10 protein-coding genes are annotated in these 12,244 nt (G+C 55.9%); 3 read left to right on the top strand and 7 right to left on the bottom strand.

Annotated features, from left to right (window positions below; translation table 11 throughout):
• Positions 1 to 288 precede the first annotated feature (288 nt).
• Together IGS51_RS01450 and IGS51_RS01445 are read right to left on the bottom strand one after the other, a co-directional pair.
• Positions 289 to 591, bottom strand: a complete 303-nt coding sequence (locus tag IGS51_RS01450; protein WP_297075098.1) for a hypothetical protein — start codon at positions 589 to 591, stop codon at positions 289 to 291.
• A gap of 529 nt (positions 592 to 1,120) precedes the next feature.
• Complete coding sequence (locus IGS51_RS01445) at positions 1,121 to 1,693, bottom strand: hypothetical protein (RefSeq protein ID WP_297075096.1); 573 nt, start codon at positions 1,691 to 1,693, stop codon at positions 1,121 to 1,123.
• Positions 1,694 to 2,025: 332 nt separating this feature from the next.
• Here IGS51_RS01445 and IGS51_RS01440 point away from each other — a divergent pair, with 332 nt between their 5' ends.
• Complete coding sequence (locus IGS51_RS01440) at positions 2,026 to 3,168, top strand: tetratricopeptide repeat protein (protein WP_297075094.1); 1,143 nt, start codon at positions 2,026 to 2,028, stop codon at positions 3,166 to 3,168.
• A gap of 215 nt (positions 3,169 to 3,383) precedes the next feature.
• Here the strand turns inward: IGS51_RS01440 and IGS51_RS01435 are convergent, their stop codons facing one another.
• Complete coding sequence (locus tag IGS51_RS01435) at positions 3,384 to 3,707, bottom strand: STAS domain-containing protein (protein WP_297075093.1); 324 nt, start codon at positions 3,705 to 3,707, stop codon at positions 3,384 to 3,386.
• A gap of 364 nt (positions 3,708 to 4,071) precedes the next feature.
• On the opposite strand from IGS51_RS01435, the gene IGS51_RS01430 reads away from it, so the two are divergent.
• On the top strand, positions 4,072 to 4,527 hold the full coding sequence (locus IGS51_RS01430; protein WP_297075091.1) for a hypothetical protein: 456 nt from the start codon (positions 4,072 to 4,074) through the stop codon (positions 4,525 to 4,527).
• Positions 4,528 to 4,649: 122 nt separating this feature from the next.
• Here IGS51_RS01430 and IGS51_RS01425 read toward each other — a convergent pair whose 3' ends face one another.
• The 3 genes from IGS51_RS01425 to IGS51_RS01415 all read right to left on the bottom strand — a co-directional run bounded on the left by IGS51_RS01425 (position 4,650) and on the right by IGS51_RS01415 (position 7,210).
• A complete protein-coding gene (locus IGS51_RS01425) occupies positions 4,650 to 5,270 on the bottom strand; it encodes an anti-sigma factor (RefSeq protein WP_297075099.1) in 621 nt (206 codons plus the stop codon).
• A 275-nt stretch (positions 5,271 to 5,545) separates the two neighbouring features.
• On the bottom strand, positions 5,546 to 6,202 hold the full coding sequence (locus IGS51_RS01420) for a sigma-70 family RNA polymerase sigma factor (RefSeq protein ID WP_172355025.1): 657 nt from the start codon (positions 6,200 to 6,202) through the stop codon (positions 5,546 to 5,548).
• Between the two features lie 669 nt (positions 6,203 to 6,871).
• Positions 6,872 to 7,210, bottom strand: coding sequence for a rhodanese-like domain-containing protein (locus IGS51_RS01415; protein ID WP_297075089.1), 339 nt, complete (start codon positions 7,208 to 7,210; stop codon positions 6,872 to 6,874).
• A 46-nt stretch (positions 7,211 to 7,256) separates the two neighbouring features.
• Here IGS51_RS01415 and IGS51_RS01410 point away from each other — a divergent pair, with 46 nt between their 5' ends.
• Positions 7,257 to 7,826: a GNAT family N-acetyltransferase gene (locus tag IGS51_RS01410; protein ID WP_297075087.1), complete on the top strand. Its 570-nt coding sequence runs from the start codon at positions 7,257 to 7,259 to the stop codon at positions 7,824 to 7,826.
• Positions 7,827 to 7,939: 113 nt separating this feature from the next.
• Here the strand turns inward: IGS51_RS01410 and IGS51_RS01405 are convergent, their stop codons facing one another.
• Positions 7,940 to 11,875 carry an AAA family ATPase gene (locus IGS51_RS01405; protein ID WP_297075086.1) on the bottom strand — a complete coding sequence of 1,312 codons (3,936 nt, stop codon included), beginning with the start codon at positions 11,873 to 11,875 and terminating at the stop codon, positions 7,940 to 7,942.
• Positions 11,876 to 12,244: the final 369 nt, after the last annotated feature.

The following is a 12,244-nucleotide window of genomic DNA, read 5'->3' as shown; positions in this document are numbered from 1 at the left end:
TTGCTTCGCTTTCACTCCGCTTCGGCTGTCCTCCCGACCGCTTTACTAATGTAGCTCCCTATTCCCCGCTTTGTCAACTGCTTTTTTGAAAAAACTTTGACGACTCCCTGCAAAGTACGCCAGAACAAGGCTTGAAGTCTGGCTCAGGTTTTCGAGCGGGGTGTTGCGGGTGATGCTTTTGATACGCAAAGCGGCTGGATACTCCCAGGGTTGATCTGAGCATCTAGCCGCTTCAAGCTTTAGTCTGAGTGATATCTGCTGGTATCCGGGTGTTCTAGTGGTGTAGCTTTAGAGCAGGCTATTTAACCGTTGCACTTGAGTATCCGTCTTCCGCTGCTTGATGTAGCGATAGGTTTCTGCAAGTTCCAGAGCGAACTGATCCTCGATGGCTTCGGCGGCCTGACGATTTGGGTAGGCGATAAAGATTGCGGCTCCTCGTTCTGACTGGAAGAGTGTGGTTGACAACTCTTGAAGAAGAGGCTCGTCGAAGGCTAAGCAGCCAATCCCCATTGATTCGGCCTCTAAGACTCTCATTTTGGCTTTGTGTCGAATAAAGGCTCGAACTGGGTACGAATCGCTAGCAAGTTCCATAGGGCGTGAGGAGGGTCTGTGAAAATGGCTGTCGCGTTAGGATGCAGATGCTTCAGCTTGAGAGCTAGATTTTCCATCGCCTCGGAATGAGTAGAGAATTCGTAGGAGAAAATAGCGCTTTAAGCTGCTGCAATACCATAGCTTAAGAGAAGCTTAAGAAGCGACTAGGATAACAGCTAGATTGCCCAGTGTGTAGATGGCGATCGCATTCAGACACAAAAATTAATAGTTGTGTCTTGTATTAGTCTTTACAAAAAATTTGCTCTTATGCTGTCCCTCTCTCATGTCTGGCTCTGTTTTTAGAGCAAGGTCAAGCCTCAACCCCAGCTTTACCAAGCTTTATCTACGGCCTTAAGTTCTCCACTTGAGGCACAGCCAATTATTCAACAGCCACATGTAGTTTGCGCGCATGATCGCAAAAAACTGGTAGGTCACGAAGACCTACCAGCGAGTTCAAGCTTTAGGAGTGCCCCTAGAGCAGGTGGCTAGCTCACATGCTCTGGGGAAATGGTACGAACCAGTCGTCGCATTAGACCTCTTTATAGACTTGCAGCAGCGTGCCAGAGATGTAGCCGTAGCCCAGGATGAACTGGCTGCATTCGTGTTCGGCAGGGCCAATTTCGGCTGTGGCGGAAACCACATACAAACCGGGGGTGAGTCCTGCTTTTTTGGGCACTTCAGACAGCTTCACTTCGTACTCGTAGACATCCTTCTGGGTTGTAATTGCCGCTAGGAGGTCAATTTCCGTAGCCTTCCGGCCTTGGCCTTCAAAGTGGAAGTTCATCGAGATTTGGGTGCCCAGGCACATCAGCAGCGATGATAGGGGGGTTCGGTTGAACACGATTTTCACGCTTGAAACGAACTCTTCATCAGCCGCGATGATGTAAGGAGACTGTCCAGGAGCAACGTAGGTGGGGGGCACAGGCAGATCGGCCGTCCCTTCTACACGCAGCTCAGACAGTTCAAACATCACCGGGCCCAGAATGCTACGGGAGTAGGTTTCTGTTTCTGCGTATTGGGGAGGTTGGGCCCCGACCGGAGGCGCAACAGCCGCAGCAGCTTCAGCACGCATTGCTTTGGAGGGAGAACAAACAGTAGCCATAATTAAAGTTCCTCAACAGGTTGATAGTGTATGGTTGAAAGCCTTGGCAGATAAACGTTCTGACGTTTTTTCCTTGGCTTGCTCAACTGAAACCAATATGGCACTGACGGTTGGGCGATACATTCCCCTGGCAAGGTACTGTTTTGGGTGTGCAGTTTGGAGTGCAGTTTTAGGCGTGTAATTTTGAACGAGATTTCGTGAGCTTTCGAGAGGTTTTGAGGGGGCTACTGTTTTCAATCCAGCCGAAATCGGCTAATTATTAACGAGTGTTGATCTGCGTTGACGAAGGTCAACGAGCGTGGATCAGCTTGCAGTCTGTCCCAGATTGAACTGTGATTAGCTTTAAAACTTCTAACTCTGTGGCGGCGATCGCCAGCCTTTTTCTCTCTCTGCCTGTTGCTGGTTTGGTCAACCCCCCTCTGGCCATCGCCCAGATTGAAAATTCTGGTACTACGGCTCAACAACTGACTCCTCAGCAGCGACTAGAGCAAAGTCGGCGGGTCAACGAGCTATTGCGGCAGGGGCGCGACCTGATGCGATCGCGCAATTTTAGCGAGGCGATCGCCGTCTACGAGCAGGCCGCAGCACTAGAGCCAGACAACGCCCGCATCCACTCTGCTATTGGCTTCGCCCATGCCCAGGAGCGTAACTATGCGGCAGCCGTGTCGGCCTATCGTCGGGCAATTGAGCTAGATGGCAACAACGCCAACTTTCACTACGCGCTTGGCTTTTGTCTGGCCAATCTGGGGGACAACGCGGGGGCGGCTGAATCCTATCGTCGAGCCGTCGCGCTGGATTCTACTAACCTAGACGCGAATTTGGGTCTGGGCGTGGTTTTAACTCGCCTGCAAGACTATGACGGAGCGCTAGCCGCCTATCGACGAGCCGCCACGCTGCGCGGCGCAAACAGTGCCCGCATTTATGAATCGATGGGTGAGGTACTGCTGCTGGCTGCCCGCTATCGAGATGCCGCAGAGATGCTGCAACAAGCCGCCGATTTGGCTCCCAGGCGGGCTGAGGTGCAAGCCAATTTGGGGGTGGCACTGGTTAACTCAGGACGGGTGCAGGATGGGCTGAATGCACTGCGTCGAGCCGCTGAGCTAGAACCTCGAAATGCTGATATTTACCTGCAAATCGGGGACTTGTATCGCGCCCAGGGCAATATGCAAGAGGCGATCGCCTTTTATCAGCGGGCAACTTTTGCCGAGCCAGATTCAGTCGATGCCCATTCGACCCTGGGCAACTTGCTGTTGGAACAGGGGAATTATCTCCAAGCGATCATTACATTTCGGCGGCTAACAGAACTGGAGCCAGAAAGTGGAGATGCGTTTTATAGGCTTGGCGTGGCGCTAAAGGAGCGCGATCGCCGGAACGAGGCCCTTGCCGCTTTTCGTAGCGCCCTCCAGCTTTATGAGCAGCAGGGCAACGCAGAGGGCGTGGCACAAGCCGAATCTATGATCAAAAAGCTGGATTGACGCGGCGCAACGTTTTTAGTCTAAAACTCAGTCGAGTTGTCGAGCCAGACCTCCCTCTCATTGCCCTGATCACGCAACAAATTAAACCTCTAATCAGAAAGGGTGGGACGCATTGCGCCTCACCCTTTTTAACTTGCTAAGCTTAACTCGCTAAGCTTTGGACTTATCCAAGACGATGGACTGAACACCTTTGCAGATGGATACCCAGTTTTGCCTCAAGACACCGCGCCCGATAGCACGGTCTGATCAAACGCTTCCCGATTCGGGAATACTTCAAACACCTGATCCATACTGGTCAGCTCAAACAAAATCTTAACTTGTTCGCCAATCGAGCAGAAAGACAGCCGCTTACCAGCAGCCCGCACCTTTTTGTGGGCGCTTGCCAAAGCACCCAGCCCGGAACTATCCATAAACGTCACTTTCTCTAAGTCCACCAAAATGACAGAAGCGCTGGTTTCCAGAGCCTCACCAATTTGCTGATGGAAGGCATCTACCTGAGTGCCATCTAGAATGCCAGAAAGCTCAATAACTTTAATCATGTTTCCAGTTTGACAAAGGTTTAAGGATTGAGGCGTGCGGCTGCCAGGATGTTAACCAAAATGCACGTAGCCCCTGCACGTTCTATGAAGATGCAGAGCCAGGACATTAAATTTTGGTGAACCCACGCTGCAACCCCAGCATATGCAATGGGTGAGAGCGCAGACCCATACGGAGAATACGGATCTGTGGCTGCGCGGCTTATTAAGCACTCCTCTAAACTGGCATAGCTGTGAACGAATTGCCACTAAGTTAGATACAGTCCCCTACGTGTTGCTACCAAAATGATTTTTTCGTGACGGTCAAATGCTTGATGGACAAGGCGATCGCTAAAATTAAAGAGTTGGTGAATAGACCTTCAAATTTATGATGTTCAAGGACACGGTGTGGACGATTGACGCAGGTTGGAAGCGGTGGCTCAGGGCGATCGCCCTGCTTTTTCTGGTCGGCTTGTTAACCGGGTGCAGCGCAACGGCTGCCTCTGGCCCAGAGTCTTCCGGCGTACACACCACCACCCGTCAGGACTCCTCTTATCTCCCATCATCCCCCTCTAGCTCCTTTGGAACATCCACACCGCTCCCGGTAGAAGTCGCAGCCCGCATCAAGACCACGCTAGCGGAAAAGACGGGTCTTTCGACAGCGCAAATGACGCTGAGCAACGTCAGCCCCCAAACCTGGAATAATGCCTGCCTGGGTGCCGCAGAGCCTGACGAGGCTTGTGCTGAGGTCATGACTCCTGGCTATAGGGTCACAGTTTCCACACCTCAAGGAAAATACCAAGTCCACACCGATCAATCTGGCAGCAGGGTGCGGGTTGAATGAAGTTGAATGAAGCTGCGCTGGGAGATAGGCAGAGCAGAGATATATAGAGATACTTATAGCAAAGCGCATGAGCCAAACACAGCCCATGTACTTTGCTATGGATCTATTTTGCTGGAGCCTCTTCAGGGCGTGATAGGCTGCCCGCCGTTGGACGGTGCAACAGGAACCACGTCGGGAACGGGAACGGCCGTCGTCCTCGGAGGCACAGCACTCGGATCGGCAATGTCGGGAATGTCAATGACTGGACGATCCAGCGCGATCATCAGTTGAGAATCGGACTGGGAAATCACGTTGACATGCGGGGAAAGGTAGCTCGGAGCCACCACCGTCGTCACTGCGCCTGCAAACAGCGCTGCTGCCGCCGCCACGCCGCCCCAGGCCACAGTACGCTTTGGCTTGCGCTCCAGCCGCTTCATCACCTGGCTGACCGTCTGTTCGACGGGGCGCTCGGCAGGAACGGGGAGGGTGCGTAGCCCATGCAACCCTTGACGCAGCTTGAGGAGGCGAGCATAAAGCTGTTGTGCAGAAGCGTCGCTGGCAAGCCATGCCTCAATCTGGCGGCGATCGCTCGCAGAGACTTCGCCATCTAGATAGGCGCTCAATAACTCAAAGCGATCGCGCTTCAAATGGTCAATCGGCTCTACAGGTGAACGATGCGCCCATTCTGGGGGCAGACCGCTCCCAGAGGCAGGGCGAGAGGCACGCTGCCGGGGAGTTTTACCGTCGTTAATATCAGGCATCATGGTCAAATCAATCAAGGACTCAGAATCGAGAGCAAACCGCTAAACCGATGAGTCAATGCACAGGGCTAGTGTGCAAAGGTTATGCACAATCGCGAGAGGATGGAGTTCCAACGTTGAGTTCAAACCTTGCTCAGATCATACGGGGAATCATAAGGGAAATATAGTAAAACCAGCCTCAGCCTCTAGTTGCACACACTACATGCCGAACCAGAATTCCGACGCGATCGCCCATTGTTTTCCCTCAATCCTCCACAACACGGGTGGAGAGATATCCCTTAGCTGTCCAGATAGGTCTGGAGCTGATACTGAAGCCGCTGACGCGCTCTGGCAATTCTAGACTTCACCGTGCCCAGAGACACACCCGTAATTTCAGCGATTTCTTCGTAGGCCATGCCTTCAATTTCCCGCAGCACGATTGTGGTGCGGAAGACTTCTGGCAAATCGGCGATCGCCGCCCGCAATTGGTCATAGAACTCGCGTGTAACCAAATCTTCGGAGGGCCCTGGCCCGTCCGACGCAAGCTCCCAATCCATCTCGCCATCGTCTAGCGTGCGCGGTGCGTCCAGCGAGAGAGGGCTATCGACCCGCTTCCGCTTCCGCAGTTCGTCATAAAACAGGTTGGTGGCAATTCGGCTGAGCCAGCCCCGAAACTTTTCTGGCTCTTGCAACCGACTAACATTGCGATAGACCCGAATCCACACCTCCTGCGCCAGATCGGCCCGGTCTGACCAGTCGGGCGCAAGGTGATACAACACCTTGTCCACATGAGACTGATAGCGCCGAATTAATTCCGCAAATGCTGTCTTGCTTGGCCGTAGCCCCGCCTGACATTGCAGAATCAAATCGTAGTTCGACAGAGACTCTGCCGGAACCTTGGCCTGGGGCGCAGATGCCCCAACGGCAGACCAGGACGCAGACATAGACTCGCTCATGGGCAACGCTTGGCTTTGGGAGATGACACTTCTAGATGACGCTTGCATATCGGTGATGTTCCTACCGGAGTTGCAAAAGTTGCTTTGGCTTGGGTCAGGAGTGCAGGGTTCCACAGGCAAAGCGGTGTAAAGGGCAGCGATCGCACTGGCTCCAAAGTCCTTGTATAGCAACGACTGTCGCCTTCGCAGCCTAAATCTACCGCGATCGCCCCTGGCACAATTGGCCAGATGGACGGATTTTCAATCTGCACACCTCTGGGGCCCAATTCGCATTTCTTTTTCATCCGCACCGCTGTTTGTCAAAACCGGATCATTTTAGAGAGAACGGCTTCTCTCCATTCCGCCAAACAACACCCCCCTGGAAATCGCCCCACGCCCGATAAATCGTTGAATTGGCAATCCAAAATCCAAAATCCAAAAGTCAAAATCACCCCCAGTCCCTTCATTTCAAAGGTCCAGCTTCAGGGTTGGAGATTTTTCCTTGGGCATCGGCAACCATAGGACAGCGCCCCCTGCTGTCCCAAGGTTTAGGCGGCATTCACTTCTCAGCAAAGATACCAACCATGTAGTATCAATTGCTGCGCGACAGCATGATAGAAACTTGCAGAGAGAATTTTCTATGTGTCGCCCATCTGACTCTTTTTAATAGCGCTAATAGCTCTAATAGCGTTAATAGCGGGGAATGGTGGGGTCAACGGCGATCGCATAGGCTTCGATTCCACCCGTTAGATTTTTGACATTCTGAAAGCCCTGCGACAGCAGCCAGCCGCACATCTGCGCCGACCGCATCCCGTGGTGACACATAACGATGGTTTCTGCCTCCGGATCTAAGCGGCTGTGGATATCGGTTGACCATTCGCCATACTGACTCAGCGGCAGGTTGATGAAGCCGTCTACCTGGGCGATCGCTAGTTCCTCCGGTTCGCGCACGTCCACCAGTTGCAGCGCCTCGCCCTGCGCCAGCCGTTCGGCAAGTTCCGTTGGGTGGATATGCGGCAGTTGAGACATCGAGTGCATCGTAGGATAAAGCAGTTTTGCAAAGGGGAATGACTGCATGATCCCACAAACACCGACCGACTCGCCGCTAGACAACCTGCACATTCGCCCTGCCACCGAGGCCGACGTACTTAGCATCTTGACAATCTATAACGACGCGATCCTGCACACGACTGCGGTTTACGACTACGAGCCACACACGCTGGAAATGCGCCAGTCCTGGTTTGCCGCCCGCCAGACAGAGGGCTATCCCATTCTCGTCGCCGTTAATGCCGCAGCCGCATCAGCCGCAACCGATGATGCCGCAACCGATGATGCCGAGATTCTGGGCTACGCTGCCCTCGGCCCCTTCCGCGCCTGGGCCGCCTATCGCTACACTGCCGAAAGCTCAGTCTACGTCGCAGCCCCCGCCCGCGGTCGCGGCATTGGTCAGCGCCTCCTTGCGCCCCTCATCGAAGCGGCCAAAGCTCGCAGCCTGCACACCCTGATTGCGGGAATTGATGCCGACAACACCGCCAGCCTGCGGCTGCACCAGCGCTTTGGCTATGCAGAAGTCGGGCATCTGCGACAGGTGGGCTACAAGTTCGACCGCTGGCTAGATTTGAAGTTTTTGCAGTTGTTGCTATGACTGGCGCTTCAACCCGGCATCACTTCAGTACGGCATCACTTCAGCCCGGTGTCCCTTACCCGGTGTCCCTTCAGCACAGCATCACTTCAACCCGGTGTCCCTTCAGCACGGCATCACTCTACCGCGCCCAGCATCCGCAGGGTGGCCCGCTGTGCGTCGGTGAGTCCTGTAACTTGGGCGATCGCCATTCCTTCGTAGGGTCGGGGCACGCGCAGCACCCAGGAAGCTTCGGGTTGCCGCAGGTGCGAGGCTGGCGAACAAGCGCTTGAGGACGTGCCTTTCCTGCAACACCCCTGATCCTCAAATCCCAACTCCCAGAGGCGGATTGTTTCATCCTGCCCGCAGCTTGCCAGGGTGTTGCCATCGGGGCTGTAGGCCAGGAAGCGCACCCAGCGGTGGTGTCCGTGGAGCGTGTGCAGGCAGGTGGCAGCACCAGAATCCCAGAGCTTGAGGGTGGTGTCGGTGCTACAACTGGCGAAGTGTTTGCCGCTGGGGTGAAAGGCAATCGCCAGCACGGGCCCCCGGTGCGCCTTGAGGGTGGCAACACAGACTCCATCCTGCACACACCAGAGCTTGATCACGCCGTCGGCGCTGCCGCTGGCCAGAAGTTGTCCATCGGGGCTGAGGGCGATCGCCCGAATCCAGCTCGTGTGCCCCGTCAGCGTTTGCAAACAGCTTCCATTCTCTAGATGCCACAGGCGCAAGGTCTGATCCTGGCTGCCGCTGGCTAGCAGGCGACCGTCGGCACTTAGCGCCAGACACCATACGCCGCCTTCGTGCCCGGCCAGCGTGCGACGACACAACCCTATTTGGGCATCCCAGAGCTTGATTGTGCCGTCAAGACTGCCGCTAAGCAGCGTTTCCCCAGTGGGGCTGTACAGCACCGACAGCACTGCGTCGCGGTGTCCCTCCAGGGTTTGCAGCAGGCGTTGCGTCTGAACATTCCACACCTTGATGCTGTGGTCTTCGCTGCCGCTGGCGAGGAGGGGCTGCTTTGGGTGAAACGCCACCGACCAAATCCAGCGCGTGTGGCCCTGCAAGCTGCCGAGGAGTTGTCCCGCCTGCCGATCCCACAACCGCAGGGTGCGATCTTGGCTGCCGCTGGCAAGAATGCGCCCATCAGGAGAAAACGCCACCGACCACACACCGTTGCTGTAGCCCTGGAGCGTCCGCAAACACAGACCCCGCCCGTCCCACAGGCGCACAGACTGGTCTTCGCTGCCGCTGGCGAGGATGCCGCTGTCTGGACTGAAGGCGATCGCCGCAATCCAGCTTCGATGCCCAGTCAGCACACGCCGACAATCGCCCTGACGATAGTCCCATAGGCGCAGACTGCCGTCATCGCTGCCGCTGGCGAGGGTGCGCCCGTCGGGGCTAAAGGCGATCGCCCGCACAGGCTGCCGGGAACCTTGCAGGGGGGGGTGCGCGGTCGGCATCACAGCCCTCGAAGATCCGGCCGATTCCACCGTCCACAAGCGCACTGTGCCGTCGTCATTGCCGCTGGCAAGGGTGTGGCCGTCGGGTGAAAACGCCACTGACCAGACCCAGGGTAGCGCCCCTGTCGCAGGGGGGTCTGGGTGTTTCAGGGTGGCAAGGCACGCACCGCTGCTGACATTCCACAGGCGTACCGTGCCGTCGTAGCTGGCGCTGGCCAGCAGAAAAGCGGGAGATTTGGATACAGACTTCGCAGTCGGCCCCTGCCGCAGCGGGGCAGGCGAAAAGGCAACGGAGCGAACTTCATGGGTATGGCCTGCCAGGGAATGCAGCAGGGTTCCCGATCGCACGTTCCACACGCGCACCCAGTGGTCTTCGCTGCCTGTCGCCAGGTATTGTCCATCCGGCGAAAACGCCACCGAAAAGACGCGATCGCTGTATCCTGGAAGCGTTTTCAGGCAGGCTCCGGTTTGCAAATCCCACAGGTGAACGCTGCGGTTGGCGCTGCTGGCGAGGGTGCGTCCGTCCGGCGAAAACGCCACCGACCAGACCCAGCCTTCATCAACCCGCAAGCTGAGCAGTTGCTTCCCGTCTGACACTTGCCAGAGGTGGATTTCGTGGTTTACATCGCCCGTAGCCAGCAGCTTGCCATCGGGACTGAAGGCGATCGCCAAAATTTGGCTAAAGGTTTCGGTAAAGCCCGATCGCACCAGATTCGCCCCAGTGAAATTCACTCGATGCAGATTCACACCGCGCAGATACGCATTCCACACAGCGAGTTCCGAAAAGTCCCAACCCGTCAGGTCTGTACCCAGTTGCACCAACAGGTTTAGCAGGGTTCCCGCTGTGTAGCCAGACTGAGCTTGAGACGTGCAGCGGAGGTGCTGGAGGTGCGATCGCACTCGTTCTTCTAGCTGGGTCTGGGTCTGGTTTTCCAGCAGGCGCTTCGCTAGGGGCGCAAGGATCATCCGAGTCTGCGTTTCGCGGATGTAATCCTTTGCCTGGGGCTGGAGGACTGCGTGGGTATGCAGCAGGTTGCTTGAAATCACAGAAGGGCCACTCGCACATTCAGCTTGAGCAGCACCAACGTGACCAATCTCCTGCTGAAGCCGTTCAATGAGTTGTTCCGTTACGTATTCCATCACGGCGGGCTGAAGCGTGAACCTTGCCTGCGATTTTTCAGTAAGACGCGGTGCGGTTTTCTCAATCAAACAGCGCCGCTCTAGGGAACAAATCGCCTCCAGCAGCGCCCCCAGCACCACAGGCGGCACCAGCCACGATCGCAGGTTGGAGAGGGTCACAGGCTTGCGGGCGATCGCCACCCAGTCCATCACCTGTCGCTCCAGCAGCGAGAGGCGGTTTACCTGCTGCGCTAATAGATCGCGGATATCGCCGAAGACCGAGGTTCCTGTTTCCAGACAGTCCAGAAAGTCTGTAAGCCGCCCGTCGAAGAGATCCTGAATCACCGAGGCAACCATTTGCAGCGCCAGAGGATTGCCCGCATAGTGGCTCACCAGTGTTTGCCACTCGGCATCCGTGCCGCTAAATTCGCCCTTCAGCGCAAAGAGTTCCTGCCCAATGTCTGGCGGCAGGCCCGACAGGCGCAGCGAGCGAATCGGGAGATGCGACCCTTCGCGCACCGCCAGGTTTCCCGGCTTTTCGCGGCTGGTGAGGAGGACGGTACTCTGGTGTTCTGCTTCGCCCAGAGCTTGCAGCAGTTGACCATAGCCCTCGTAGCCAGGTAAGTAGCCGCCGCCGCGATCGCCCTGTCGCATCACTGTTTCGGCATTGTCTAGAATAATCAGACAGCGGTGCTGCCGCAAATAGTCCAGCAGGCGGCGGATGCGCCCATCTAGCGAGTCGGGCAGGTCGGCATCCCGGCGATGAGAGAGAACCTGGATCAAATCTGCCAGCAGTTCAAGGACAGGTGGCGCGTTGCGGAGCGATCGCCAAATGGTGAACTGAAACGGCGCAAAACAGTCGCTCGGTTCGGCGATTTGTCGCGCCGAGAGCCGCTTCGCCAGCTTGACAGACAGCGTGGTCTTGCCGATACCGCCCATGCCCAAAATCAGGATCAGCCGACAGCGATCGCCCGTAATCCAGTCTTCAATTTGCTGCAACTCGGCATCGCGGCCATAGAAAGCAGGCAAATCCACCGCATCGCCCCAATCCGCAACGGGCGCAGGCGCGGGCACGGATGGAACGGCAGGGAGGGGAGGGGCGATCGCCACGCGGTTTTCCGGCAACATTGCCACAGGACTCGACGACAACAGAGCAGAATTTCGCAGCATTGCCCCCCGGTTTGGGCTGAGTTCGGCAGGCGGCTCCAGGGCGATCGCTGATTCTGCAACGGTGACTCTCATTCGGGGAGCCTGCCGCTTTAGCACGACCTGTAAATTGTGCTTGGTGACCTTTTCTTGAAACGCATCCGACAGCAGTTGCCAGAGTTGGGAACCCGTCTGCTTCACATAGCCCAACTCATAACCATAGCGGCGGGCAATGTCTAGATAAGATTGCTCGTCCCATGCCTGACAAAATACCGTGCGTTGCAGTTTGCTCAGGCGATTGTCCCGCAGGGCGAACTCAACTATGGCTAAGGCTTCTTCGGAGTTCATAACTGTTTACAAAAAAGACTCGAAACTGCCCATTTACCAGGGCGATCGCGCTCATTAACTCCTCCCACCGCGTATCAGCGATGCTAACGGTTTGGGCGATCGCCCTTTGTAGCCCAAGGCACATTCTGTTTGCCTCAGATCGAACCTTTTGCGAACCTTTCCCACACCTTTTAGAACCCTATTGTCGGCACGGCTTTGATAGGCTTTGGTCTAACTTCAAATTGCCCCATTCAGGATTTCTTTGGAATTTCTCGATCCTTTGCAATCTGGGGATTCAAAGTTTCGAGATGAGCGTTTTACCAGACAGGTTTCGTCATCAAGTTTTGTCGCTAAGGGAGCTGGCACTGTGAGCAAAGAGATGGGCAGGAA

The organism is Thermoleptolyngbya sp. M55_K2018_002 (assembly GCF_015295965.1).
GTDB classification, from domain to species: domain Bacteria; phylum Cyanobacteriota; class Cyanobacteriia; order Elainellales; family Elainellaceae; genus Thermoleptolyngbya; species Thermoleptolyngbya sichuanensis.
The sequence above is the reverse complement of the archived record's forward strand: the minus strand, read 5'-3'. Positions and strand labels throughout refer to the sequence as shown.

What these genes read in the sequence shown, in the direction of transcription:
- IGS51_RS01450 (WP_297075098.1), bottom strand. Translation starts at nt 591, where the DNA reads ATGGAACTTGCTAGCGATTCGTACCCAGTTCGAGCCTTTATTCGACAC.
- IGS51_RS01445 (WP_297075096.1), bottom strand. Translation starts at nt 1,693, where the DNA reads ATGGCTACTGTTTGTTCTCCCTCCAAAGCAATGCGTGCTGAAGCTGCT.
- IGS51_RS01435 (WP_297075093.1), bottom strand. Translation starts at nt 3,707, where the DNA reads ATGATTAAAGTTATTGAGCTTTCTGGCATTCTAGATGGCACTCAGGTA.
- IGS51_RS01430 (WP_297075091.1), top strand. Translation starts at nt 4,072, where the DNA reads ATGATGTTCAAGGACACGGTGTGGACGATTGACGCAGGTTGGAAGCGG.
- IGS51_RS01425 (WP_297075099.1), bottom strand. Translation starts at nt 5,270, where the DNA reads ATGATGCCTGATATTAACGACGGTAAAACTCCCCGGCAGCGTGCCTCT.
- IGS51_RS01420 (WP_172355025.1), bottom strand. Translation starts at nt 6,202, where the DNA reads ATGAGCGAGTCTATGTCTGCGTCCTGGTCTGCCGTTGGGGCATCTGCG.
- IGS51_RS01415 (WP_297075089.1), bottom strand. Translation starts at nt 7,210, where the DNA reads ATGTCTCAACTGCCGCATATCCACCCAACGGAACTTGCCGAACGGCTG.
- IGS51_RS01410 (WP_297075087.1), top strand. Translation starts at nt 7,257, where the DNA reads ATGATCCCACAAACACCGACCGACTCGCCGCTAGACAACCTGCACATT.
- IGS51_RS01405 (WP_297075086.1), bottom strand. Translation starts at nt 11,875, where the DNA reads ATGAACTCCGAAGAAGCCTTAGCCATAGTTGAGTTCGCCCTGCGGGAC.